General features: G+C 41.0%; 31 protein-coding genes. 26 read left to right on the forward strand and 5 right to left on the reverse strand.

Annotation, left to right across the window (positions count from 1 at the left end; translation table 11 throughout):
* Nucleotides 1–159: 159 nt before the first annotated feature.
* From R3O62_RS15115 to R3O62_RS15130, 4 genes are all read left to right on the forward strand, one after another.
* Nucleotides 160–1,443, forward strand: coding sequence for a site-specific integrase (locus R3O62_RS15115; RefSeq protein ID WP_317472552.1), 1,284 nt, complete (start codon nucleotides 160–162; stop codon nucleotides 1,441–1,443).
* 274 nt (nucleotides 1,444–1,717) lie between these two features.
* On the forward strand, nucleotides 1,718–2,026 hold the full coding sequence (locus tag R3O62_RS15120) for a DUF3853 family protein (protein WP_080715506.1): 309 nt from the start codon (nucleotides 1,718–1,720) through the stop codon (nucleotides 2,024–2,026).
* A gap of 507 nt (nucleotides 2,027–2,533) precedes the next feature.
* On the forward strand, nucleotides 2,534–3,040 hold the full coding sequence (locus tag R3O62_RS15125; RefSeq protein WP_032539296.1) for a hypothetical protein: 507 nt from the start codon (nucleotides 2,534–2,536) through the stop codon (nucleotides 3,038–3,040).
* A 101-nt stretch (nucleotides 3,041–3,141) separates the two neighbouring features.
* Entirely contained in the window at nucleotides 3,142–3,270 is a 129-nt protein-coding gene (locus R3O62_RS15130; protein WP_317472612.1) for a hypothetical protein, read from the forward strand.
* 417 nt (nucleotides 3,271–3,687) lie between these two features.
* Here the strand turns inward: R3O62_RS15130 and R3O62_RS15135 are convergent, their stop codons facing one another.
* Nucleotides 3,688–3,987 carry a hypothetical protein gene (locus tag R3O62_RS15135; RefSeq protein ID WP_032946529.1) on the reverse strand — a complete coding sequence of 100 codons (300 nt, stop codon included), beginning with the start codon at nucleotides 3,985–3,987 and terminating at the stop codon, nucleotides 3,688–3,690.
* Nucleotides 3,988–4,058: 71 nt separating this feature from the next.
* On the opposite strand from R3O62_RS15135, the gene R3O62_RS15140 reads away from it, so the two are divergent.
* The 3 genes from R3O62_RS15140 (at nucleotide 4,059) to R3O62_RS15150 (ending at nucleotide 5,148) form a co-directional block, all read left to right on the forward strand.
* Nucleotides 4,059–4,361, forward strand: coding sequence for a hypothetical protein (locus R3O62_RS15140; protein WP_004323452.1), 303 nt, complete (start codon nucleotides 4,059–4,061; stop codon nucleotides 4,359–4,361).
* A 182-nt stretch (nucleotides 4,362–4,543) separates the two neighbouring features.
* The gene (locus tag R3O62_RS15145; protein WP_004323450.1) at nucleotides 4,544–4,873 is read left to right on the forward strand and encodes a hypothetical protein; all 330 of its coding nucleotides are present in this window, start codon (nucleotides 4,544–4,546) and stop codon (nucleotides 4,871–4,873) included.
* 14 nt (nucleotides 4,874–4,887) lie between these two features.
* Nucleotides 4,888–5,148: a hypothetical protein gene (locus tag R3O62_RS15150; RefSeq protein ID WP_004308737.1), complete on the forward strand. Its 261-nt coding sequence runs from the start codon at nucleotides 4,888–4,890 to the stop codon at nucleotides 5,146–5,148.
* Here the strand turns inward: R3O62_RS15150 and R3O62_RS15155 are convergent.
* Nucleotides 5,142–5,414, reverse strand: a complete 273-nt coding sequence (locus R3O62_RS15155; RefSeq protein WP_004323449.1) for a hypothetical protein — start codon at nucleotides 5,412–5,414, stop codon at nucleotides 5,142–5,144. The two genes, R3O62_RS15150 and R3O62_RS15155, sit on opposite strands and share 7 nt — an antisense overlap.
* Nucleotides 5,415–5,845: 431 nt before the next feature.
* Between R3O62_RS15155 and R3O62_RS15160 the strand changes: the two genes are divergently transcribed.
* The 6 genes from R3O62_RS15160 (at nucleotide 5,846) to R3O62_RS15185 (ending at nucleotide 10,846) form a co-directional block, all read left to right on the forward strand.
* Complete coding sequence (locus R3O62_RS15160) at nucleotides 5,846–6,226, forward strand: single-stranded DNA-binding protein (protein ID WP_004308735.1); 381 nt, start codon at nucleotides 5,846–5,848, stop codon at nucleotides 6,224–6,226.
* A 487-nt stretch (nucleotides 6,227–6,713) separates the two neighbouring features.
* Nucleotides 6,714–7,241, forward strand: coding sequence for a hypothetical protein (locus R3O62_RS15165; RefSeq protein WP_004308734.1), 528 nt, complete (start codon nucleotides 6,714–6,716; stop codon nucleotides 7,239–7,241).
* A gap of 465 nt (nucleotides 7,242–7,706) precedes the next feature.
* Nucleotides 7,707–8,021 carry a hypothetical protein gene (locus tag R3O62_RS15170; protein WP_008640431.1) on the forward strand — a complete coding sequence of 105 codons (315 nt, stop codon included), beginning with the start codon at nucleotides 7,707–7,709 and terminating at the stop codon, nucleotides 8,019–8,021.
* A gap of 418 nt (nucleotides 8,022–8,439) precedes the next feature.
* Nucleotides 8,440–8,940 (forward strand): DUF4313 domain-containing protein, encoded by a 501-nt coding sequence (locus tag R3O62_RS15175; RefSeq protein WP_007218096.1) that lies wholly within the window; start codon nucleotides 8,440–8,442, stop codon nucleotides 8,938–8,940.
* 490 nt (nucleotides 8,941–9,430) lie between these two features.
* Nucleotides 9,431–9,685: an LPD11 domain-containing protein gene (locus R3O62_RS15180; RefSeq protein ID WP_032946527.1), complete on the forward strand. Its 255-nt coding sequence runs from the start codon at nucleotides 9,431–9,433 to the stop codon at nucleotides 9,683–9,685.
* Nucleotides 9,686–10,165: 480 nt separating this feature from the next.
* Nucleotides 10,166–10,846: a hypothetical protein gene (locus R3O62_RS15185; protein WP_004308730.1), complete on the forward strand. Its 681-nt coding sequence runs from the start codon at nucleotides 10,166–10,168 to the stop codon at nucleotides 10,844–10,846.
* A 369-nt stretch (nucleotides 10,847–11,215) separates the two neighbouring features.
* On the opposite strand, the gene R3O62_RS15190 is transcribed toward R3O62_RS15185, so the two are convergent.
* Nucleotides 11,216–11,860 (reverse strand): recombinase family protein, encoded by a 645-nt coding sequence (locus R3O62_RS15190; RefSeq protein ID WP_032946524.1) that lies wholly within the window; start codon nucleotides 11,858–11,860, stop codon nucleotides 11,216–11,218.
* A gap of 235 nt (nucleotides 11,861–12,095) precedes the next feature.
* Between R3O62_RS15190 and R3O62_RS15195 the strand changes: the two genes are divergently transcribed.
* The 7 genes from R3O62_RS15195 to R3O62_RS15225 all read left to right on the forward strand — a co-directional run bounded on the left by R3O62_RS15195 (nucleotide 12,096) and on the right by R3O62_RS15225 (nucleotide 18,614).
* On the forward strand, nucleotides 12,096–13,145 hold the full coding sequence (locus R3O62_RS15195; protein ID WP_004323439.1) for a hypothetical protein: 1,050 nt from the start codon (nucleotides 12,096–12,098) through the stop codon (nucleotides 13,143–13,145).
* Between the two features lie 17 nt (nucleotides 13,146–13,162).
* A complete protein-coding gene (locus tag R3O62_RS15200) occupies nucleotides 13,163–13,609 on the forward strand; it encodes a hypothetical protein (protein ID WP_004308726.1) in 447 nt (148 codons plus the stop codon).
* Nucleotides 13,610–13,619: 10 nt separating this feature from the next.
* The gene (locus tag R3O62_RS15205; protein WP_008640424.1) at nucleotides 13,620–14,015 is read left to right on the forward strand and encodes a hypothetical protein; all 396 of its coding nucleotides are present in this window, start codon (nucleotides 13,620–13,622) and stop codon (nucleotides 14,013–14,015) included.
* Complete coding sequence (locus R3O62_RS15210) at nucleotides 14,012–14,569, forward strand: hypothetical protein (protein ID WP_004323436.1); 558 nt, start codon at nucleotides 14,012–14,014, stop codon at nucleotides 14,567–14,569. Before R3O62_RS15205 ends, R3O62_RS15210 begins: the two co-directional genes overlap by 4 nt.
* 24 nt (nucleotides 14,570–14,593) lie before the next feature.
* Nucleotides 14,594–15,454 carry a hypothetical protein gene (locus R3O62_RS15215; RefSeq protein WP_008640423.1) on the forward strand — a complete coding sequence of 287 codons (861 nt, stop codon included), beginning with the start codon at nucleotides 14,594–14,596 and terminating at the stop codon, nucleotides 15,452–15,454.
* Nucleotides 15,455–15,660: 206 nt separating this feature from the next.
* Nucleotides 15,661–17,118: a MobV family relaxase gene (mobV, locus tag R3O62_RS15220; protein ID WP_032946564.1), complete on the forward strand. Its 1,458-nt coding sequence runs from the start codon at nucleotides 15,661–15,663 to the stop codon at nucleotides 17,116–17,118.
* Nucleotides 17,119–17,171: 53 nt separating this feature from the next.
* On the forward strand, nucleotides 17,172–18,614 hold the full coding sequence (locus tag R3O62_RS15225) for an OmpA family protein (protein WP_004308721.1): 1,443 nt from the start codon (nucleotides 17,172–17,174) through the stop codon (nucleotides 18,612–18,614).
* A gap of 129 nt (nucleotides 18,615–18,743) precedes the next feature.
* Here the strand turns inward: R3O62_RS15225 and R3O62_RS15230 are convergent, their stop codons facing one another.
* Nucleotides 18,744–18,917, reverse strand: coding sequence for a histone H1 (locus R3O62_RS15230; protein ID WP_004323432.1), 174 nt, complete (start codon nucleotides 18,915–18,917; stop codon nucleotides 18,744–18,746).
* Between the two features lie 469 nt (nucleotides 18,918–19,386).
* On the opposite strand from R3O62_RS15230, the gene R3O62_RS15235 reads away from it, so the two are divergent.
* Both R3O62_RS15235 and R3O62_RS15240 read left to right on the forward strand, forming a co-directional pair.
* Nucleotides 19,387–19,857, forward strand: a complete 471-nt coding sequence (locus tag R3O62_RS15235; RefSeq protein WP_004308716.1) for a hypothetical protein — start codon at nucleotides 19,387–19,389, stop codon at nucleotides 19,855–19,857.
* A 175-nt stretch (nucleotides 19,858–20,032) separates the two neighbouring features.
* Nucleotides 20,033–20,389, forward strand: coding sequence for a hypothetical protein (locus tag R3O62_RS15240; RefSeq protein ID WP_008640420.1), 357 nt, complete (start codon nucleotides 20,033–20,035; stop codon nucleotides 20,387–20,389).
* A 201-nt stretch (nucleotides 20,390–20,590) separates the two neighbouring features.
* Here R3O62_RS15240 and R3O62_RS15245 read toward each other — a convergent pair whose 3' ends face one another.
* Nucleotides 20,591–20,827, reverse strand: coding sequence for a hypothetical protein (locus R3O62_RS15245; protein WP_117833921.1), 237 nt, complete (start codon nucleotides 20,825–20,827; stop codon nucleotides 20,591–20,593).
* A gap of 15 nt (nucleotides 20,828–20,842) precedes the next feature.
* Here R3O62_RS15245 and R3O62_RS15250 point away from each other — a divergent pair, with 15 nt between their 5' ends.
* The 4 genes from R3O62_RS15250 (at nucleotide 20,843) to R3O62_RS15265 (ending at nucleotide 22,625) form a co-directional block, all read left to right on the forward strand.
* Complete coding sequence (locus R3O62_RS15250; RefSeq protein WP_004323429.1) at nucleotides 20,843–21,328, forward strand: hypothetical protein; 486 nt, start codon at nucleotides 20,843–20,845, stop codon at nucleotides 21,326–21,328.
* Between the two features lie 431 nt (nucleotides 21,329–21,759).
* Nucleotides 21,760–21,954, forward strand: a complete 195-nt coding sequence (locus R3O62_RS15255) for a hypothetical protein (RefSeq protein WP_004313635.1) — start codon at nucleotides 21,760–21,762, stop codon at nucleotides 21,952–21,954.
* A 4-nt stretch (nucleotides 21,955–21,958) separates the two neighbouring features.
* A complete protein-coding gene (locus tag R3O62_RS15260) occupies nucleotides 21,959–22,243 on the forward strand; it encodes a hypothetical protein (protein ID WP_004308705.1) in 285 nt (94 codons plus the stop codon).
* Between the two features lie 10 nt (nucleotides 22,244–22,253).
* Complete coding sequence (locus R3O62_RS15265; RefSeq protein ID WP_004308703.1) at nucleotides 22,254–22,625, forward strand: hypothetical protein; 372 nt, start codon at nucleotides 22,254–22,256, stop codon at nucleotides 22,623–22,625.
* Nucleotides 22,626–22,666 lie beyond the last annotated feature (41 nt).

Here is a 22,666-nt window from a genome sequence, read left to right on the forward strand (position 1 = left end):
TTAAATACTTAACAATACTCAATATCAGTACATTATATTATATATCCATATATTACATATTCACGAAATCTTAATAAATAGCATCAAAAAGAGGGGTAAAAACAACTTTTACCCCTCTTTTTTGTTGCTCCATTGTTTAATTTAAAATTTAATAGAAACATGAACATCAGAAAGAATCTACGGGTTTTCATCAAATCCCGTAACAAGCAGATTATTTGTCGTGTGAAGTGGGTAAAAGGAGAAATAGACTTTTACATTGGTTACTACGGCGACGAGACTAAATGGGATAAAGCAAACCAATTACCGCTAAGGAATACGACCCATACGGTAGGGAAGCATAAAGCGATTGCATCAGAAATAAGCCGTGCCATTAGAGGCTACAAAAATGCGATAGAGGATGTTTTCAAATATTATGAGGGTGTCCAGCATATACCGACAAAGGAGGAAGTCAAACTAATGATTAATGAAAGGCTTGGAAAAGTCAAGGTATCAGTAGAAAACAAAAACTTCTTTACGGTATGGGACGAATACATAGAAGTTCAAAAGAAGCAAAAGAACTGGGTGCCGAATGTGACAAAGAAATTCATCTCCTTAAAAAACATCTTGCGAAGTTTTTCTCCTGACCTCTCATTTCAGAACCTTACAGAAAACAAACTGCTGGCTCTCCGAGATTGGTTTGTTGAATATCGTACGGAAGATAAAAACGGAAAATTACAACATAAATACCGCAATACGACTATTAATAAGTACTTTGAATTTTTAGGTTGGTTTCTGCGGTGGGCTGCCGAGAATGGAATGCTAATTCATCGGGAAGTCCTGAAATTCAATACTTGTCTCAAAGAGATTCCGACTCCCGTTTCCTTTTTGAATATAGAAGAATTAATGCAGTTTTATAATTACCAATATCCTAAAAAAGACGGAATATTGGAACTATCAAGAGATATGTTCTGTTTTATGGCATTTACATCCATTCGATACAGCGATTTAAAATCCCTTTGCTGGAGTGACATACATGGAAAGATTATGGAAATCGTTACGGAAAAGACTGATGAACGACTGCAAATCGAATTGAATGATTACGCTTTGGAAATCTTGAAGAAATATAAAAAGATGAAGCAGAAAGGAAATCATGTGTTCCCACCGCTGTCAAATCAGAAATTGAACAGTCATTTGAAAGAAGCTGCATTATTAGCTCAACTAACAAAAACGTGGGTTGATGAATACTACATAGGAAATGACCGCATAAGGGAAGAATACAAATTTTATCAAATAATCTCCTCTCATGACGGGCGCCGAACCTTTATATGTTGTTCGCTTGCGTTTGGAATCCCTCATACAGTCGTAATGAAATGGACGGGGCATCGTGATTATGCCTCAATGAAACCATACATTGAGATTTCGGACAAGACGAAGGCTGCATATATGGGAAAATGGAATTTCTAATAGATTGATAGTCTGTTATCTTATATAAATATTAGGCAGGAATATAATCTGATGAAGTGAATATTCCTGCCTATTCTTTGTTTTTCAATAATATCTATTTTATCTTTACACCCGAAAATAGATAAGGTATTATGACCGTGTAAAATCAGGGCTTTTTTATAGAGCCATGTTCGCATCATAGGTCTATCAAGACAGATTTTACAGAAGGACTGCACCATACTCTTCTACAGTTGTAAATATGGTGCGAGATGAACGTAAATTTATTAAATGTTTAATCATGGACATTAACAAGCCCGTGGGGGCGCTTACGGTTCAAGAACTTCTTGATATCTTACAACCAGTTATTTCCAATCAGAATCCCATTCACCCTGAAAAAACGGAGAATGTAAAACATCTTGTTTACGGATTGAAAGGACTTGCAGAGCTACTTCATTGCTCCATAGCAACCGCCAACCGAATAAAGCAGGAAGGTTGCCTTGACAAGGCTATATCGCAGGTCGGACGGAAAATAGTTATTGATGCTGACCTCGCTTTGAAACTGATGAAAAGTAGTCGGAAAGCATATCTCCGAGCCAAGAGGTAAGATAGTCAAAATGGGAAGATGAAGCCGTTTCTCGGTTTTTGGGAAGCGGCTTTATACTTTTATCCCCCACGTAAAAAAGTGCCTATAAGCGTCTGAAATGCGGTTTGTTGACATTTTTTTCTATCTAAGAAACATCTCTCCTCAATACATGTGTGCTGTATATGCAAAAAACAAAGGCTTTTTTCTTGGCTGATTAGTTTTAATAAAGTAATTTTGCATTGCATTTCGTTTACGAGGTGCAGACATATTATAATAAAAGAGCGTTTAAGATATTATCTTGTACTGGAATCTCGACAATTCTTTTACCCAAGATAATAAGCAAGAACGCTCACGCTGATGTTATATATCTGCTCTGCTTGGAGCAGTCTATATATCGTTTGGCGTGGGCTATTGTTTATTATTGGGTAAGGGCAGTCGAGAGCCTCAGTACAGTAATATTCAATGTTCCCACGCCTCTTTATTTTTAACAGCTTACAAGGGAGCAGGTAAGCATCAATCTGAAACAAAATGAAAATATTAAGATTAATCGGTATGCTTCTTGTTTCTGTAACAGTGAGCATAAACTCTCTAACGTGCAACGCCCAAAACTACAAAGGTTCTATTGAAGGCGGTAGAACTTTCCATACTGACGATATAGGAATGTTCAGCACTACTGATATTTATACAACGCATGGGGTTCAGCTTGGCTCTCGTTTTTATATCGGTGCAGGTGTAGGTGTACGTTTAGGCGATGATTATACTTCCATACCGCTATATGGTAGCGTGAGATACACCTTCCTCAAAAAGAAAATCTCTCCGTTTATTGATGCGAAAGTAGGCTATAGTCTGCTTGACGCAGCAGGATTCTATGCAAATCCGGGAGCTGGTGTGAATTGGAATTTTTATAAGACGTTATCTGTGTTTCTGAAAGTTGGGTATACTTATAATTCCAAAGCATACGGAGAGGCTTGGAACAAAGACGGTGATGATGTTTATCCGCATGGCGTCTCTGCTTCTATAGGGTTTAGTTTCTAATCAAAAAAGCGTGCGGCTTTATGTCGTGTTCCTCATGCCTTATTATTTTATAACGCTCTGAGAAGGAACATAGGAGCAGAAATAACAATCTATTAGTTAAAATGAAAACATTAAGATTTATCGGAATGGCTATTGTAGCCGTAATTATGTGTGTGAACTTCGCAGCTTGTAGCGATGATGATGAAGAAGAAGCAAACGCTACAATCGAGGGTACTTGGCAATATTCTTAACCATCTTAAAAATACATACTTAAATATTTTATAATCAATATGTTATAAGAAAGGTGATTTTAATGAAGAAACAAATAAGGAACAAAAATAGGAATTAAAGTGATTTCTCATTTTTCTATTTGCACTCTGTTTCTTTCTTTTCGTTTGTTTGCTTTCAGAGTGCATTCCGAGCAATTTTATCTGCTCTCATCATTCGAAGAATTTGCTCCTAACTTTAACTAACAAATTATTTGCAGCTCATAAAGAGAATACAAATTATTATCTCTTGAAGTTGTATTGCTTGTAGCAAAGATAATCTTTTTTGTACAGGCAGCCAAAAATGCCTGCCTATATTTAGTTTAATTTAGTTTAGCATATATAAGGCTAACAAACTAAACCAAACTGGATTTTCATGTTACTTTTTGTGATTTTCCCATTCTACCCATACAGCCAAAAGAGAAGATAAGCTCTTGCCTCTTTTCTCTTTTCGCTGCGATACTCTTTTACTTCATAGCCACCTTTTACACACATCCGTACCGAGCAAACTCCCACATGCTCGCATATCAACTTTCGGTCTGCCCGATGGGAATTGTGTCGCAAAGGTATTTGCCATGTCTTTATTGTATGCAAGGTTGTAACCTGAAGGTTCACTACAAAATCTCCACGCTCCGCTTCGCAGAGGTCGTATTTTGTAGTGAAACCCTGCATACATAGCCATGCCACCTGTTGAAGCGACATAATTTCAATCAAGCCCGAAAGTAAGTGAAATGCTACAGGAGGGAAAGTAACAAACTTAAAACTTGGTATTTATGGCAAATTATGCAACCAACATTTTCCACGCAAGAACGGAAAATAAAACAGACCTCGACAAAATAGAGGCTTTCTTGGATGACACTTTCAGCGAATTTACCAATCGATATGGTGATAGTGTAGATGCAGAATTTTCCTCTCGTTGGGTGTATCCAGAAGAAGAAATCAAAAAATTGGTAGAATCGTTGGAGGACAAAGATAAAGTCTATATCAAGATTCTAACCTATGAATTTGAAGACGAGTACGTGAGCTTTAGAATATTCTCTCAGGGAGAATGGAAGGTCAAATTAGTAACTGAATGAGTAGAAGAAGATAAAGTAAAATTATGCTCTATCCTACACTTTGCTTATTCTATAAGAGACACACGGATGGAACGATTGTCGGTGATTTCGACAACAAAATCACTGTTCGTTTCATCTGTGGCAAAGAGAGAGTATTAAATACTGTGATGAAGTAATTTTTACAATTTTACAACATAGAAACCATGACACAGATAGCAATGAAATTCGTCCAATGGGATGTGCCCGAATTGGAAAAACTGAAAGATAGCAAGGTTTACAAATTACGGGAACGTCTTGATAATGGCGACAAGTTGAGTCGGGAAGAAAAGAACTGGCTCACCCGCAATGTGAAAGAGTGCTGCCATTTCAAAAGAGGTATCGCTTTAATGGGCTACCGTTTTGACTTCTCCGATGTTCTCAAACGGTATTTCGTGAAACAACACGGACATATTGCCGAATATTATGCCATTGACAAAACCGCACTACGTTCTGTCCTATATGGTCGAATTGAAGATATAATCGAAGTACAATAAAAATCAAAAGAAGCATGAAAGTAACAATTGAACACAGCTTTTGCCCCTATTGTGACGAGGTAACTGAACTTTATTTCCGAATCATTAACACGATTCTTTTTTCTGGCAATGAGGCGGAATTGCGTGAAAGCATGAGACAGTTGGAGAAAAAAACTCCACTTGATGAATATTTCACATACGGTTACGGTGCACGACACCTTTGGGTTTGCCAGCGACGTCCCAGCGACAAAACCAAAATATTCGAGCATCGTATTATGATGGTTGAATTTCAATGACACCTTGGACAAATATCATCGACTGGCTGGAATGGAATCACCCATTTCAGCCTTACTTCCATTTTCCTTTTATAACTTTTTCTTTTGGCTGCGCCACTCCCTTTTGTAGAAACCAGCCATTCGCACAAAGCGAATTGGAAACCACTTTGTGAAAAGTCTGGTTCTTCCTGCCGTTTTTCCTTCCAGTTCCATTTTTTTTCGATGCGGATATCACTATCCTCCAAGGATGGGCTACCTACGCTTCTGTCCACTCTTGGCTGACACATTCCTTATGCAGTGGCCTTTTTTCTGATTGGATGGTATTCTGTTTGTTACAGTCTCAATTCAAGCCAGGCATGTCTCGCTTTGGCTTTGCTATTCTTCACTGACTTTCGGACGGATGTTTCGCCTTTGTGCCGACATTTGGATTTGCTCTTTTTCCTTATCATTACCGGTTTACTTGTTTCCCATTTTCCATAATCGCTTTTTATCGAAGCAATCATCATTTTTCCTCTGCAAAGATAGTATGCCGACGGGAACGACATGGTTGTCTTGACCAATGGCGTAGCCGCTTCAATCTTCCTTTATCGAGCCTTCGATTTTACCTGTGGCTAAAAATAAAGCGTATTGACGCGCTATCCTTGGTGCATCCCTTAAACGACATCTACTTTTTAGGCAGTGTAAAAATTGATTTAATAACTTCTAAAAGCAATTCAACATGAAAAAGATTGAAAACAATTTCACAGTAACCGGATTCTTAGGTAAAGACGCTGAAATCCGAGAGTTCACCAACAGCAGTGTCGCACGTTTCCCATTGGCCGTAAGCCGTCAGGAAAGGAATGCCGAGGAAACCAACCGCATTTCAGCCTTTATGAATATTGAGGCTTGGCGTAAAAACGAGAATACTGGGTCATTCGACCAACTGACCAAAGGTACGATGCTCACCATTGAAGGCTACTTTAAGCCTGAAGAGTGGACCGACAAGGTCGGTGTGAAGCACAATCGTGTTGTTATGGTGGCTGTCAAGTTTTATCCTCCTATCGAAAAGGAGGATGTTCCTGAAAAGCCGGTAAAGCCCGTGAAAAAAGGCAAAAAATAATTCTTGCCTTATCATGAACAAAGCGATCTTTTGGTCGCTTTTGTTTTGCTCATGACCGGATTAATACGCATCATACTTTTATAAGTGACTGTTGCGATGCCAAGCTCCAAATGAAATCTTCACCCGGTAATACTGTTATACTTAGCTCCACTTGATGAACAGGCAGATTACGATTTTCAATAGAAAAAAGAAGACTCTCTCAATTCCATACCTCTGAGCAGCTTTCCAGTCCCTCTTATAACCATATTTCTTCCCAAAAGTGAGGTTACGTCCGCCGTCCATTAATTTTACAGTGCGAAGTTAAGTCGGACGTGAACCTGCAAGGCGCGTTTCATTTGCAGTCAATGCCGTTCAAATGAAATCCTTCGGATTCCGCTTCCTCCTTGCATTGTTCTCTTCTTCCGCCTTGTGGTTTGCACGTAAAATCAAATCCCACCGGACGAGGTAAAAGCCTCTGAAGGGAAGGGAAAATAAAAAATTAGAATGTATGAAACAAATAATTTGGTCAAGTGATGCTCTATTGGATGAAACAGCAAGAGAGTATTATCAAAATTTCAAGCGAGAAGAACTGGACGATGATGCCTACAAGGTCAGCGATGAAGAGTGGTCGGACGAAGTGTATAATGAATTGGGGGATGAGCGGCAGAACCTAAACAAGGATGTCAATGGAGTCATTATTGCATTTGGAGATTTAGGATTGTGGAACGGACGCAAACAAGGCTATCAAATTTTGGGTGACAACATTGCCGGGATATTACAATCTACACAGTATGATGCAGAGTGGTACGGTGACGGCTACGATATACGAGGCCGTATGTCGCACCATGATGGCACGAATTATGTTTTGTACCGTGTCGCTGAAAATCGTGACGACGCAGAACGGATTGCCGCAAAAATCTACAACTATGAAATTGACGAGAATGGTTTTCGCCAAGTTACACGTTCCCTCCACCCCTATGTGGCCGCAGTGTATGGCTGGAAAACTCTACAGGACAACCTCGTTCAGGTAAAATAGCCTGTAACCTGTACTTAAACAAATGCCGTAACGCTTTCTCAAGAGGCTGTTACGGCACTTGTGTTTTATGCCGTATATATTCTGCATAAAATGTGGTGGGAAACTATTCCTTTTTACACATTTATGAATGTTCCCGCCCAACTGTTGTAGGTGGCCGCTTGTGCCAGTTTCCTTTTTTAGACTCCGGCCCTCCTTTATAGCCCCATCCAGCTACCCCCTATATTTCTATCCCGCAAGCCTGGTTATTTCCCTGCAAAATTCGATTGCCGGCTGTCCGTCCTGTCAAGGACCGCTGACACTTGCTGCTGTAAAATCTTCCTCTCCGAAATATCGAAGAGTGTATTTTCCGCATCCTCCTTGCCCGTTCTGGCCGCCAATCCCGTGGGCAGAAAAATAATCAACCTTTCGGTACAGGAAGTATCGAAGGGAAATAAATAAAATATTAATCTTAAAATTTGAGGCATTATGACATTCAGAGAATTTATGTTAGAGAACGGTTATGAATTGCAAACAACCTTTTGGAATGATTTTTCCATTGCTGACCGATTTGGTCTTTCGGCGATACAGGACACTTTCAGCCGTGCTTTTGAGGAGTGGAAAGAGAACTACAAGTATCTCACGGAACTGGTTTTAGTGCTTAACCATAAGATATGGCAGCATTATGAAACAAGGCCGGAAATTGCGACATTGTATAATACCCTTTGGGCACAAGCCAGTCAATATGCAATGGAGTATCTGAAAGATGACGAGCTAAGCTATTATTATGATGTAACGGATTAAATGTCCCAGCTCCTCCCACAGGAACAAAAGAAAGCCGGCTTTTGTCGGCTGCTCTTTGTGGTCATTCCCTTTTTTATCACTCCGTTTTACCCTTGTATAAAACGAAATTATTTCGTTTCAGGCTGCTACCAGTCAGGACTTGTTTTTTCCTGTGCAAAGGTATTGCCACGGAAAAACATTCAAGTACCGCTACGCTATTTGAACACAATTTTTCAGTAGCTTTCCCGATTTTCAATCGCTCAAATGTCGTATACGCTCCATACCGCAACTGTAAAAATTCTGTCCAAATTCCTTGCCTGCTTTTCCTTAAAGGCAATCTTGAATGCACGTAAAAATCAAATCCCGACTGGAGAAGCCTAAAGGCTTCCGAAAAAAGGGAAAAAAAGAACATGATGTTTAATAGCTAAATTTTAAAAGTATGGAAATTCAATTTGTGATTGTTCGTTCAGAAAATGCAGAGTATTTGTGTCACAATGTAAATGGAACGTATGTGGATGTCAGCGACCCATCAACAGAATTTGTTTCTGGAGAGGATGATTTTCGCTTGGTAGAGCCGGACAGCTCCCTAACGCGGAAAGAATACGAGTTTCGTGGAGAACGCTTTTATCTCATGCCTCAATTTTATGGCAATGGCTGGTTAGCACTTACTTTGCAAAGTGTGGAAGATGAAACAGAGTATATCGTGCTATCCGTCAATTTGGAGAGCATGGATGCACTCGATTTGCCAGACCGTACATTTATTGATGTGAATCATTATCCGGATGCAATGGAGTTTCTGGAGACAAATAATTTAGCGACCTATTCAGGTTACAAGCGTAGAAGCGGATTTGTGGAATATCCAATGGCGGTATTGAATCTTCCTTTGCTTTATCAGCACGCCCCGCAGATTTTCCAAGAGGCGAATATCGAATGTTTTTAAATGGTTTTCTGAAAGTATGGTACTGATGACTACCAAAGAGATACCGTATCGGTTAAATCATATCGGTATGGTATCTTCTTTTGCCCGAAGACAGGTGGCATCCCCCTTTTTTACAGATTGCTCCGTGCCCACTTTTTTAATTTCCTTGTTTCCCTTTTATAGCAGCGTAACTGCCTGCTTCTCTTTTACAGTCCTTATGTAATGAATGTTGATGTTTCCTGTCGTTATCCAGACTTTCGCCCGGTCTTGTTTTCGTGTGCAAAATTACGGCGAACGAACGCTATCCAAGTATCGCTACGCTATCCGAAATGAAATTTGACGTAATCTTCCTAAATCATAGATTTCGGTATTCATAAAATTTCATTTCCGATTCCTTGCACTGCGTTCCTGCTTCGTCGTTTGGGACGCACATGAAAAACAACCCTTCCGGCAAAGTCGAAAGACTTGAAAAAAGGGAAAATAAAAAACTTAATTAAAAACGAAAACGAGTATGACAATAGAAGAAGTATTACAGCACGATTTAAAATTCAGGTATATGTTATTGGGGCGTTTGCAAGCCGACTGTGAATATTATCTTGGCTTTGGAAACAAAAGTTCTCGTCGTTTGTGGGCTGGTTCTGAAAAGACACAAATTGAATACATGACGAAAATTCACGACAGCTTCCGAGAAAACGAAAAACCCGAATGGCTGACAATGGAGCAAATCAAAGAATACAGCAATGCTATGGAAGCAACACAAGAATAATTCAAAAAAAATACCGTAATGACCTTTAACGGAGGTGTTGCGGTATTACAGTATTACAGTATTACAAATAAGGGGCGCGAGTTTGAGAACATACCCTCTTATAATTGAGAGGGTAATAATAGCCCCTCTTTTATAATTATATCATTCTATTCCTTTTTTATATTTCTGCAAAAGGAATAGCATTCTTCTTTTATATTAATTATTTTTCATTTTATCTCCCATCTATTCTTCATCCTATCACCGGTTTGGTTTTATCAGATGCAAAGGTCGGCTATCGCGCTTGATCCTGCTACTTGAAGTGTATTTCTTACAAAATTCTTCCTTCCTGCGCAAGAGTAATTTGGCAAGAAAAGTTGCCGTATGAAGCTGTATCGACATCCGTTTACCGCATCCATAAATCCCAAAACGGTTCAATCAGTAAAGAACCGACAATATGGGAAATAAAAGTTAATACTAACCAATTCTTTAAACATTAAAATCATGCCTAATTATGTAACAAACCGTTTAGAAATAAACGCAGACAGAGAAACAGTACAAAATGTGATGGATTTCTTAAAAGGAAAAACTGATGAAGACAGTACGCCTTGCTATATTGACTTCAACAACATTATCCCTATGCCAAAGGACTTACTGATAGAAGCGTCCACTTCTGGGGAATTTGGTATGCAGTATATCATAGCACAGCAACGTAAACCGTTCAATTCACAGGACGACCTGAAAGTCATTCAATGGATGGAAATTCAGGAGGAAAAAGTCAGGGAAGAAGCATTACAACTTGGAATGACATATCTGAGAAACTGGGGAAAATACGGTTATCCTACTTGGTATGAATGGTCTATTGCCAACTGGGGTACAAAATGGAATGCCTTTAATCAGAATTTTGAAGAACCGAACGTGCTTTGGTTTGATACGGCTTGGGAAGGTGTGCCTCTGCTTATCCAAACACTCTCCGAGATATTTCCGGACGTCGAGTTTCAATATGCCTATGCGGATGAAGACCTTGGTTCCAACGTGGGCAAAGGGACTATCCGAAATGGAGAAACCGACATGACATTCCCCGATAACGGAAGTAACGAAGCCTTTGAAATTGTCTTTTTCGTAAAACCGGGATTAGAGGAATACTTGGAACTGACAGACGAGGGGTATAGGTGGAAAGCCTAAACATCTCCGGACAGACAATATCCGACATGTATTCAGGGTATATCTCAACCGATATATCCTGGATTCCTGTTGCCGGAAGCTCCGTTTATATTTATTCCATTCCACTTCCTTCTTACAATTTCACGCCTCTTGAACCAGTCTTTTTTGACCGTATTTATCCCATCCCTTGGCTGGCCTACTTATCATCTTTGAAGCTGCTTTTACTGAAACCGCCAAACACGCCCTTCAAGAGCTTGCCGACAACCCAGAATACCAGCAATACAATTATAATATCTCCCATAAGTCTTACTTTTATAGTTTTAACAATAATAAAAATACAAAATAATAACCGAAAAACAAATATACGATCCTGATTATCTGAAAATTCTATCAGGAGCCACCTTCATTTGTTCCGTCCTCTTTCGGGTTCTGTTTGACACGCGGACCGCTGGTTTGGCCACGATCAAGTTTTACGCCATATTTATTGAGTATGCGCCAAATAGAACTTTTGCTGCTAAAACCGCTTGCAGCCCAAATGTCATCGAAAGAATGCCCGTTGATATACATATCCACGATTGTCTTATCTCGTTCAGCTTTAGGTAATACCTTCGGCATAGCCGGGGCTTTGATATTCTGGCGTAACTTCTCGACATGAGCGGAATATTTTCGTAGTGCGGCAATTTCTTCCGGAAATGCCCCTATTATCCACAACACATCGGCTGCTGTCGTACCGGGGAATAATTCACCGCGAGTATCAACTCTGTCATGAATGGATATGACACGTACAATTTTGATACGGCATAGTTCGATGAACGCGGCCAGTTCTCTTAAACCGCGTGCAGCATTGCTGAATTTGGATATGACTATTTCATCGCCCCTTTGAAGATTCGCCATAAGCTGTTTCCACATAGGTCTCAATGTTTCATGTTCAACTGTTTCCTCTACGATTTGTACACAACCGTATCGCTGCATCCATTCTCTCTCAGCATCAAAACTGTCATTATTTTCCTTGAATATATAGCCAACTTTTGCCATTTTAATATACACTGTTTTGATAACAAGTGCAAATATAGCACTTTCATTTTAATCTAAAATCATATCGTGGCAAAAATCTCGCTGAATCCTTTTTTTAGCTTTTTTTCTTGCACTTGTTTTCATTGATAATCATATTATTAATATGATACCAAAAATTATACTAAATGCGATATAAAAGAGCTTTTACAATAAAAATAATATATAGATTTGCATCGTTAAATATGAATTGTTAAATATGAAAATTTTAAAATCATACTACAAGACTCCATCATTTTTGACTGGAAGATGTATCGTTTCATTGGCCATATTGGGCCTGATATCATGCAGCGATAGAAATGGCAAATCATTGTCTGAAGCTACGAACGATCCTGCCGGAATATACAGGGAGTACTTATACAATATACGACGTCAGAAAGATTCCTCATTTCAAGTATTGACCAAGCATATCCTACAATGGCAAACTGTAAAAGACTCTGTTTTTAGGTATCTCCGGAATGATACGCTCAGCCACCCCCATTCCAATCAGCGTGAAGAGTGTATCAGACTGCATGATTCTATCCGCACTGAGTTCTCACGCTTAGCCCTCTCAAAGACGCGTACTTATCAGGAACTTTTGGCTCTCAAAGGAGAGTTCTCACCTTATAACAATGATGAGGAACTGCATCATGCCGCTGGAGAAATCCGCCCGTTTTTCAACTCACTGGATAATCTTCCGCTTCATAAGGGTAACAAAGAGGAAATCCTTGCGGCTTACCGTATGTTACTGACTCGAACTATCCGTAACGGCATACATAGCCGCAATGAACTGATTACTTATATCACTAAAGAAGATGCTATATTCCGTGCGTTCCTCTCTCACTTGCACGATTTCGAAGGTGAGAGTATGGCTGACATCACACGTGGTACTGAACAGTGTTGTTCGCAGATATTCTTTGCCGCTGAGAGAAAGGAGATTACCTATCGGGAGGCTATGCTTTATTTGACAATGCGCACCAATCGTCGCCAAATACAAAATATGCAGATTTGTATAGAAGATGTTCGGAACAAAAAAATCAAGACTTCTTCGCAAGCACATGCTTATATATGGATGCTTATCCACCCTTATACTTCACTGGACGGATTCTCTATGACATTGCTTTCCGATAAAGAACGGAAACAACTTGACAGGATGGCGGCACAGACACCTGTGGCGTTCAAAACCTTGAGCCGAATCCTGCAATCGGAAAGTGGTCAACTGACTGAACTGCCAGGAATGCTTATGGATATTTTCATACAGACGCTCTAACAATATAAAAAATGAATATGTTACGACATTTTTTCAATGACTTTATGACATTTGTCCCTCTGCAACTACCGCAACTACTCGATGTGACGACAATGGAGGAAGCACAATTCTACGGTGACTACGCTCTACTGACCTTCCCGCTACGCGACCCTTACGATTTGGAGGAAGTGATGGATCTGTTTGAGGACGATATGGAGCTTATAACTCTCTACCACCACATCCCCACGCACGCTGACAAATTCGGGCATAGCACCTGTGCATACTCCAACCCGGCATTTGGACAGATGTTCAAGATGAATTGCAAGACAGATGCAGACGGTAAGGTAAATAGCATTCTTGTCACCATCTATGATTCTCTTGAGCAGATGTACGGCGAGCTGTGCCTTGATTTGGATCTTCATTCCAAAAGTGGCACATTCAAGTATAAGAAGAACAAAGACGATCTCTTGATGGATTTCCTTTAATGGTCATGTTATGCGGGACACACTATACCGACAAATGGTTTATTGGATTAGGGAATACCGGACATGGATAGAGGTTGTTGATGACAATTTCTATAAGGAGTATGCTTTGTCAAGAAACGGATATATCAATTACATTGTTTCCCGCACGTTGGTACTGCGGGCTTACAAAGACAAAGGCTCATACGCCAAAGGCATGACATGGACAATTCCGGAACATAAACTGGATAAGGCATTGGCAGCCTACCGTAAGCAGGAGCATACGTTCAAGCAACGTATTAAGAAAGCAGCGATATACCTTTCACCGAGGGACGCCGAAGTTATCATCCTATTGGCCACCCACAATATTGTCCAATTAGAGTTGATGATATCCCCCATTCAAATACGCGAGAAACCCTATTATTTATGATTTGGAATATACTACAACTTATCTTCTGTATAACGCTTTTCGTATTGCCATTAGCATTGTACAAAAGCCACCGTTCTTTTATGGTAAGGTTCTACGATGCTATGATACACAGTGTAAAGGCTCGTAAACTATATGTACAGGTCGTATTGATTCTGCTATTGCTCTTCCACTATGTTTACATCAGCGGACATGTTGGCGAGTTCGGTGTTTTTCTTTCAACTGCTATCTGTGCCACTATATATTCATTTAGGAGAGCGGACAGATTGTTAAGAGGTTTATGTGACCGACCATGTATGTTTGTCATACTCTCATTGGTGGCTTTGGCCATCAGTTTTGTTCCACACTTGTACACAACGGCGGTAACTGCCGCCTATCTTCTTTTGGCTGCCCTGTTCTATCCCTCTGTTCGGGTTATGACCGAATTTCAGGACATAGGCATAATCTCTGAATGGATGAAATTCCCCAGACTATTAGCCGAAAGTTATTATGACCATCATCACGCGATATTGCCGCAAGATGCGGATAGCGGCAACACTGATATATCCGCACAATAGTAATAATTAAAAAATGAAATGAAAATGAAAACCAAGCAGAAAATAGCTGTCCCTATATTGGCAGACAGAGAAGTATTTGACTACCTCAAGGAGAAAGTCGGTGAACGAAAAACAAAGACAGAAGCCTTCTGTGATTTATTGGATAAATCTTTGGCAGGTTTTGTTTCCCCTTTTTTAAGGAACAAAGGCTACGAACTTCAACCCAACCAGTGCCACGTGACTGTTTCTGACCTTTCATCGGAATGGCATTGGCATAGGGCTACTGTCCGTTCTTTTTTGGATGTAATGGAAGAGTTCGGCTTGTTGAATCGCATCCGGCTTTCCAAAAGCGTCATCATTACCATGACTGTGCAAACCAGCCAATCCACGGAGTCTTGCAATGGACAGAAGAAGTTGAACCTTGCAGAACAGCTACGTGAGGCATTGTCCGATTGGATAATCGGCAAAGTGTCCCTTGACGAGATCGGAATCAAGTGTGAGCAACTTGTTCGTCGGGCAATGGATGAAGCTGGCATATGCGATAGCTGCCCATCTCCGGACAGTATCACTCGCATCAATCCGGCAGCGGATGATGATGAACGAGCTGTCAAGATTCGTATGGTAGCTTTGGAGTGCATTACATTTGCCGCTATACAACGGGCACTGCGTAAGTCGAGATTCGATGACAGTGCAGAGTTTATGGACTACTTCCGATTGGAATTGTATGGAGACTGGACAGGACTTATTGCAACTTCGAAAGGTATTGCCGGGCTTATTCTTGATGTAGATAGGGATGAAAATTCCGATTATGATGAAGATGACAGGGAGTTCCTTAAAACGCTTTTTAAGCCTTTTCTGGCATTTGCGGCAAAGGCACAGGAGGCAACGTATCAGATTGGAGGTTGAAAACAGAATGTATAACCGCAACAATCCACTTTTGTATCCAGTGAAGCCCCCCTGCCAGTTATAGAAGGCATCCGGGCTTGCCCGCCTGCCACGAACAAAGGGAAGGGGGAGCCTAATACCCCACCTGCCTGACGTTGGTGGGAAGGGTGTCCGAACAAGCAGCAAGCTGGGACACGGTAGATTGTCCGAAACAATATGAAAAACGTATGGCAAATCAAAAACAGGTACTCGACGTGCAGGTGTCGAAAGGGATTACCACCGCCCAAAGTAATGAACATCTGCGTGACCGTAGTGAAAAGGCAGAGAAGTACGCTATGAGTAAGGGAAATTATGATCCTACGCGTAAACGGCTGAACTTCGAGATTGCGCCCGGAGGTAAAATACATCCCATCGACACAAGCCGTAGCATTCCCAAACGGATGGCGGACATATTGAGTCACCGTGGAATCAAAGATCCTAATGAGGGGCTGCTCGAACCAAAATACCGCACGGTGGTAAATATCATCTTCGGCGGTTCACGGCAGCGAATGCAGGAACTTGCTTTCGGTACGCAACAGGTGGACTTTGAAAAAGGTGCGGACAATACCCGCATCGAACGGAAGCGTGACATTGAACGCTGGGCCAAGGATGTTTATTCATTCGTTTGTGGCAGATATGGTGAGCAGAACATCGCTGCATTCATTGTACATCTGGATGAATTGAACCCGCATATCCACTGTACGCTTCTGCCAATCAAGGATAGTCGCTTTGCGTACAAGGAAATCTTCGCCGGTAAGGATAAGTTTGAATATAGTGCAAGAATGAAACAACTTCATACGGACTTTTTCGCAGAAGTCAATACAAAGTGGGGAATGTCAAGAGGAACAAGCATATCCGAAACGGGTGCACGGCACAGAACGACTGAGGAATACCGCCGAATGTTGTCTGAAGAGTGTACAACAATCGAGGATAATATCAAACTCCATCAACAGGTATTGGGTGAACTTCAATCAGACATCCGGTTGGCAGAACGCAGAGTCAAAGGGCTTACGACAATGATTAGCAATCTTGAAAAGCAGAAAACTGAAAAAGAAACCTTGTTATCGGCAGCCGAGTACAATTTAAAAGAAAACAAAGGCAATGCGGCAGAATTGGCAATCCAAATACAAATGTTGGAAAAAGAGCTGCAAGGAATCATCAGACAACTGGCAGACAAGCAGGAAAAGTTGCAGACGGCTGACCGGCAACTCATCGAACTGAAAAAGGATATGGGAGCCATTGAAGAACGTACCGAAGAACTCAAAGAGGAGGCCTATCAATATTCCCGTGATGTACACTCCAAAGTGGATAGCTTGTTTAAAGACGTCCTACTGGAGAGTGTAATCAGCGAGTATCGTAACGCATCGGCACAAATGAATGTTTCAGAACGGCAGCTCTTTGACGGTTCACTGGTACAGTCTATCGCCGAGCGGGGTACGGAAATCATGCACTGTGCGACAATGCTATTTCTCGGAATGGTAGATGATGCCACTACATTTGCCGAATCACATGGTGGTGGAGGCGGAGGGAGTGACCTCAAATGGGGACGCGACGAGGACGAGGACAATCGAGCATGGGCACTTCGCTGTATGAGGATGGCGAGCCGCATGATGCGCTCGACTATCGGCAAGAAATCTAAACGGTAAATGGCATACGCTTTACACCAGATTAAAAGTATAACTAATGAAATCATTGGAATATGACGAAACAAATTATTTTCATCTTCGCTTTGCTCTGCACGTTGCAGGCACAAGCAAGTGTACAACCCGTACAGAAGGACACTGTACGACACACTATTCATTATGAAGTAGCGGAATTGCTTCAACCGATGCAGCCCGTCTATCTCAACGGGGTGCTACTTCCGGCATCTCGAACCGGCAACTGGTTTGTTAGCATATCCGGAGGTGCGACAGTTTTTCTTGGTACACCTCTCGGTTGTGAAGACCTTTTTGGACGAGTGAAACCTTCGTACAGCCTCGCCGTCGGCAAATGGTTTACTCCTTTGGTCGGCGCAAGGGTAAATTATAGTGGCTTGCAGTTTAAGGATGCACAATTATCTACGCAGGACTACCATTATATCCATGCAGATCTCCTGTGGAATCTCCTTGGACGCAGATATGCCCGACAGGAACAGGTACGTTGGAGGCTTGCACCCTTTATGGGTGTCGGTCTGCTACATAACGCCACCAACGGGAACAATCCCTTTGCGCTTTCTTACGGCATACTAACACAATACCGTATTTCCAAACGGGTTAGTGCTATGCTGGAACTCTCTAACACAACTACATTCCAGGATTTCGACGGATATGGCTATCCAAACCGTCTGGGCGATCACATGCTTTCGCTGACTGCCGGATTCACCTTTCATCTCGGTAAGGTCGGCTGGAAGCGCGCAGTGGATACGGCACCATACATCCATCGGAACGAACTGCTTGTCGATTATGGCAACTTCCTTTCGGAGGAGAACAGGCGTTATGTGGGACGTCACAATCAAGATAAGCGAACGCTCGTGGAATTAAAGAAAATTCTGGAAATCGAAGGACTACTCGATACATATAGCCATATCTTTGACAACGACGATATAACCGGATGCAGATATCCTATAAATAATTATAGCGGTTTGAACTCGCTTCGTGCAAGATTGAAGCATAGCTATTGGGACGGGTCGTCACCTCTTGACACGACTATTCTTCAGACAGAGAATGGAAAGCCATCATATAATTACACGGCTTCCCGAAATGTGCAGTCCGCCCATCAGGACACCCTCGCTATGGATTCCACGGTTCTTTCATACGCTGATGGAGAGTGCATCGGTACACCCATCTATTTCTTTTTTGCTCTCAATACGACACATCTGACGGATACCTCACAGAGGCTTAATCTTGACGAACTGGCTCGTGTAGCTAAGAAATACAGTTTATCCGTGAGGGTAACTGGTGCTGCTGACAGTTCTACAGGAACATCAAGTATCAATGATTCTTTGAGTATATCGAGAGCAGGTTTTATTACCGCAGAACTGGAACAACGTGGAATACCAGCCAAGCGGATTATCAGAGTTAGCAAAGGTGGAATTGCCGACTATACGCCCGTGGAAGCCAACAGACATACGAAAGTGGAGTTGTTTTTTCCAAAAGCGAAATAGAAATTTCGCATAATTGATGTTTAACTTTGTCATAATCAATGAAGCCTCTCCGCTGTGAAGCGAAGAGGCTTTTTCGATATGGTACACGTGAAGTTCGCCATTTTCCTACTGTCAGAACCAGAATGAAAATTATTTCGATGCTTCGAGTGACTCTTTTCTGAACTGTTTGAGAAGTTTTTCAAGTTCAAGTGATACTTTGCGGGCACGAGTTCCGGCAGCTTTGTTGCTTTTCTCCATCTGGAGGTTGGCATCTTTTGAGAATTGATCGAACAATTCACAGATTTGTGTAAATGTTTTTTCCATTGTTATGTTCTTAATATTATATAATACTCTGGCAAAGATAGCAAAAATATTTTTTTAGGACTTATATTAGCTCTGTTATATATTTCGCCTATAATATGATACCCCTTTTTATGTTTTTCCATTCTGAGTATTCCCTTATCGCACCATCGGCAAATCTGGCCGAAGAGATTTTATATGCAAAGGTACAGTGTCCGGACGATTGTCAAGCACCGCTATGCTAACGGTTCCTGGATATTTTACGGCAGCCTTCCTCAAATCAAAGATTGACTTTCAGTCCCCTTCTCATTGCAAGGTATAAAAGGACAAGCATGCTTCTGCTCTTACATTCGAAGGTTGGGTATTCCGTTCCATTCCATTTACTGTTTACTTGTCTTATCGCCCTTATTCCACTGTTAATCCTGCATAAAAATCAATCCCCGGCAAGAAGCCGAAAGAGCTTCAAGCAAAGGGAAATAATAAATCAAAGAATATGGGAAAATACGATTTTATCAAGTTGGGTAATCTTCTTTATTGGCATGACCCAGATAGTGGTCTGTCTAATGGGGTTTACCAAGTGGCTTCTATTCCGGAAAACATTGAAGAGGATAGCGTTATTTTGATTGCATCTGATACTTCGGAAGCGGAGGTTTTTCCTTCTGAATTATCACCGATACATACCGGTAGAAGTCATAAAGAAGACTTTTTGCGTTGGAAAACAGAACGTGAAGCTGAAGGTATTGAGTTTTACGACCACCTTTCCAAGGTGATGGATACGGAAAACGACTTGAGTGTGGGAGATATGGTGGCGTTTACAAACGATTATGGAGTGATATTTGGACCTTGTGAGGTCTTAGCTTTTGGGAATCTCTGTAATAGTGGCAGATGTGTATATATTGACAGTGATTCTTATTGGTTTCCTAACCGTCCCGACCAACTCACCATCATGAGAGGTGCGGAATGACAATAACATATCCACCTGTAGCCAAAGCGGGTGGATAGCATTTCCTTGTATTGTATATTCAGCCCGATTACTCTTATAGCCATGCTCCACCGAACTCCCACAACCGGTCCTATTCCTTTTTTACTCGTCGTACTCCGTTTCTAAACAGTATAACACATTTATTGGCCTGACATTCTTGAAATTCACAACGGAAACAGCTTGGTTTCCGTGTGATGAAACACTTGAACTGGTATGTGAGAAATTCCCAACACTATGTTATTTCTATCAATCGGAAGAGTCGGGTCTGGCGGAGTACTGGACAAATGACCAAGAGGGTAAATACTTTCCCGACAAGTACATTGCAGACCTATGTACTCCAGACGACAAATGGTACAAGGAATATTTTGTCAACCAGACAGAAGTATTCAAGTGGTTTGAGGTGATAAGCGGTCAGTCTGTCGAATCAATAACAGAAATTCTTGCTATTGCCGAACAACGGAAAGATGAAAACGACAATTCTTTCTGTAACATCTATGAATATGCCGCAGGCTAAGACTAATCCGATGCAGAAAACGAAATGACGGTATGCTGACAGCGTGCAGCGAACTATCATTATCCGATAAGCTTCTCTGATTTGCCATGCAGATTGGGGAGACTTTGTCGCCTTCAGTCCTTTTATACAGTCTCAGAGTGCTTCTCCAGTCTTTTATATTCTTCCAATCCGGATATTCTTTATATCGCACATCGGCAGTTCTTATCTGAGAGATTTTGTATGCAAAGATACAGCTTTAGAATGGTCAAGTAACGCTGCGCTAACAGTTCCCGGATACTTGTGGCAGCCTTCCGCATATCGAAGATTTGGGTATTCCACTTCATTCCATCCACTGTTTACTTGCCTTATCCATCCTTTCCTTGCTGTCAATTTCGCATAAAAATCATTCCAGACAAGAAGCCGGAAGAGCTTCAAGTAAAGGGAATAAAGTTTAATCATTTAAATTTCAAAATTATGCACAGCCGAATTTTTCAGATTTCTAAAATGTGGATAGAAAAAGAAAACTATCTGAATGAAGACACTCTCCATCAAGGAGATGGCAGTTTCTATGACTATTGTGCGGAGATAGATGACGAAGAACGTAAGGAGGATATTCGTTATTTGGTCAATACTGCTCTACCAAAAGATATGTTCGAACTTGTAGGTGATGACACCATACGCTACATTGGTGGTGTGGAACAATGGAAAGAGAACTTTGTGACTAACATCCGTAAGAAAGCTGAAGCTATTACGACGGAAAATATGTTGGAGTTTGTAGGCCCTGTTTATCAACTTGAAAAGGCATTGGAAAATCCATTGGATATTGCGTATCATTTCTATTTGGACGGAGAGGGATACCAGTCATTTGCCGAAAAATCTTTTGCATTTATGGAGTTTGTCTGTACGCTTGAACCGGGAACGATACTCTATATCGGAGGAGTCATCGACTATCACTTCTGATACTCCATATAATTTTTTTAAAGCCACCCGCAACTCAAGCGGGTGGTTATCATCTTCCTATATAACAGTCCGGTTACTTTTATAGACCATGTTCTGCCGAACCTCTGTTACCAATTCACAGCCTCTTTTACCGATTCTATATTACCTGTTCTAATTGTATTACATTCTCACAGTCCCGACATGCACCATTGTTTGTTTCGTGCGCAAAGGTACGGTGGCAAACGATGTTCAAGTACCGCTGTTGCTACCTGAAATGAAATTTGACGTAACCTTCCGCAATCACAGATTCCGGTATTCATAAAATTTCATTCCGGTTACTTGCTCATAGTTCTTGCATCCACCGTTGAAAATGCACATGAAACAACCTCTTGGGTAAAGTCGGAAGGCTTCAAGAAGAGGGAAATAAAAAACAACTTAAAAAAATAAATGCAATGAGAACTAAAACACTCTACAGATGCGATGCACAGAAAATAGACATCAGTCGTTTCCCTAACTTTCACATAACAGGAAGTATAACCGGAATGAAGAAACTCTATTATGGCAAGAATGCTCTATTGGTACGTTGCGGAAGCTGGATTTACAACGTGTCAAGTGAACCCGAAGTTTATTATAATATAGCACATTAGTAGTATGAAAAAAGGTTATAAAAAAGATTTTCAGAGTTGGAAAGGTATAGTAACTCTAAAATTACTTTGCTGCAATATAGCAGCAGGTCGTTTTGATTGGAAGAAATATTGTACGCCACAGCCTTATTGTGGTCAGGAGATTTGCGTTATACCGCTACATTGTTCTTATGGACAGATAGGCTACACTGTGTATTTCCCTTATTCTGATATGCCGGAAGTGGAATACGATTGGGAAATGAACAAATTAACTATTGACAAAGAGAATTGGGAGAATTATTTACAGAATTAATATTAAAAATATGGCACAGAATTTTTATACCAAATGGCAGAACGCAATCCTTGCAGATGCAGGAGTCTATGTTTCAAAAAAATACCGCAGTTTCCAAACGGCCTTAGTACGTGAGATTTCCAAGTACGCAACAGCCGTTGGCGCAAAAGTAACATTCAACTTAAAGGGGCATTATAATACCTCTTGTTTCATAGAACGTAACGGTAAATTCGTTTACATCAGTCACTCTTCCGGTTTGTCCCGAATGGGTAGCGGTGTAAAAATAGAACTCGATTCTTTCTTAATCCGGACAGCCCAACACGCGAAAGATTACAGAGGGGGACATAATCAGTATTGCGATATAACAAATTTACAGTCTATGATAGATAATTTGTTAGAGTAATAAAATAAATTCAAGAAAAGGTACGGAGCAAACAGCTCCGC

The sequence above is a fragment of the Bacteroides hominis genome (assembly GCF_033042785.2).
GTDB lineage: Bacteria > Bacteroidota > Bacteroidia > Bacteroidales > Bacteroidaceae > Bacteroides > Bacteroides hominis.

Bases quoted from the DNA above. Each gene is read 5' to 3' on its own strand.
- R3O62_RS15115 (WP_317472552.1), top strand. From the start codon at position 160: ATGAACATCAGAAAGAATCTACGGGTTTTCATCAAATCCCGTAACAAG.
- R3O62_RS15125 (WP_032539296.1), top strand. From the start codon at position 2,534: ATGAAAATATTAAGATTAATCGGTATGCTTCTTGTTTCTGTAACAGTG.
- R3O62_RS15130 (WP_317472612.1), top strand. From the start codon at position 3,142: ATGAAAACATTAAGATTTATCGGAATGGCTATTGTAGCCGTAATTATG.
- R3O62_RS15135 (WP_032946529.1), bottom strand. From the start codon at position 3,987: ATGTCGCTTCAACAGGTGGCATGGCTATGTATGCAGGGTTTCACTACA.
- R3O62_RS15140 (WP_004323452.1), top strand. From the start codon at position 4,059: ATGGCAAATTATGCAACCAACATTTTCCACGCAAGAACGGAAAATAAA.
- R3O62_RS15145 (WP_004323450.1), top strand. From the start codon at position 4,544: ATGACACAGATAGCAATGAAATTCGTCCAATGGGATGTGCCCGAATTG.
- R3O62_RS15150 (WP_004308737.1), top strand. From the start codon at position 4,888: ATGAAAGTAACAATTGAACACAGCTTTTGCCCCTATTGTGACGAGGTA.
- R3O62_RS15155 (WP_004323449.1), bottom strand. From the start codon at position 5,414: ATGTGTCAGCCAAGAGTGGACAGAAGCGTAGGTAGCCCATCCTTGGAG.
- R3O62_RS15160 (WP_004308735.1), top strand. From the start codon at position 5,846: ATGAAAAAGATTGAAAACAATTTCACAGTAACCGGATTCTTAGGTAAA.
- R3O62_RS15165 (WP_004308734.1), top strand. From the start codon at position 6,714: ATGAAACAAATAATTTGGTCAAGTGATGCTCTATTGGATGAAACAGCA.
- R3O62_RS15170 (WP_008640431.1), top strand. From the start codon at position 7,707: ATGACATTCAGAGAATTTATGTTAGAGAACGGTTATGAATTGCAAACA.
- R3O62_RS15175 (WP_007218096.1), top strand. From the start codon at position 8,440: ATGGAAATTCAATTTGTGATTGTTCGTTCAGAAAATGCAGAGTATTTG.
- R3O62_RS15180 (WP_032946527.1), top strand. From the start codon at position 9,431: ATGACAATAGAAGAAGTATTACAGCACGATTTAAAATTCAGGTATATG.
- R3O62_RS15185 (WP_004308730.1), top strand. From the start codon at position 10,166: ATGCCTAATTATGTAACAAACCGTTTAGAAATAAACGCAGACAGAGAA.
- R3O62_RS15190 (WP_032946524.1), bottom strand. From the start codon at position 11,860: ATGGCAAAAGTTGGCTATATATTCAAGGAAAATAATGACAGTTTTGAT.
- R3O62_RS15195 (WP_004323439.1), top strand. From the start codon at position 12,096: ATGAAAATTTTAAAATCATACTACAAGACTCCATCATTTTTGACTGGA.
- R3O62_RS15200 (WP_004308726.1), top strand. From the start codon at position 13,163: ATGTTACGACATTTTTTCAATGACTTTATGACATTTGTCCCTCTGCAA.
- R3O62_RS15205 (WP_008640424.1), top strand. From the start codon at position 13,620: ATGCGGGACACACTATACCGACAAATGGTTTATTGGATTAGGGAATAC.
- R3O62_RS15210 (WP_004323436.1), top strand. From the start codon at position 14,012: ATGATTTGGAATATACTACAACTTATCTTCTGTATAACGCTTTTCGTA.
- R3O62_RS15215 (WP_008640423.1), top strand. From the start codon at position 14,594: ATGAAAACCAAGCAGAAAATAGCTGTCCCTATATTGGCAGACAGAGAA.
- mobV (WP_032946564.1), top strand. From the start codon at position 15,661: ATGGCAAATCAAAAACAGGTACTCGACGTGCAGGTGTCGAAAGGGATT.
- R3O62_RS15225 (WP_004308721.1), top strand. From the start codon at position 17,172: ATGACGAAACAAATTATTTTCATCTTCGCTTTGCTCTGCACGTTGCAG.
- R3O62_RS15230 (WP_004323432.1), bottom strand. From the start codon at position 18,917: ATGGAAAAAACATTTACACAAATCTGTGAATTGTTCGATCAATTCTCA.
- R3O62_RS15235 (WP_004308716.1), top strand. From the start codon at position 19,387: ATGGGAAAATACGATTTTATCAAGTTGGGTAATCTTCTTTATTGGCAT.
- R3O62_RS15245 (WP_117833921.1), bottom strand. From the start codon at position 20,827: ATGATTAAACTTTATTCCCTTTACTTGAAGCTCTTCCGGCTTCTTGTC.
- R3O62_RS15250 (WP_004323429.1), top strand. From the start codon at position 20,843: ATGCACAGCCGAATTTTTCAGATTTCTAAAATGTGGATAGAAAAAGAA.
- R3O62_RS15255 (WP_004313635.1), top strand. From the start codon at position 21,760: ATGAGAACTAAAACACTCTACAGATGCGATGCACAGAAAATAGACATC.
- R3O62_RS15260 (WP_004308705.1), top strand. From the start codon at position 21,959: ATGAAAAAAGGTTATAAAAAAGATTTTCAGAGTTGGAAAGGTATAGTA.
- R3O62_RS15265 (WP_004308703.1), top strand. From the start codon at position 22,254: ATGGCACAGAATTTTTATACCAAATGGCAGAACGCAATCCTTGCAGAT.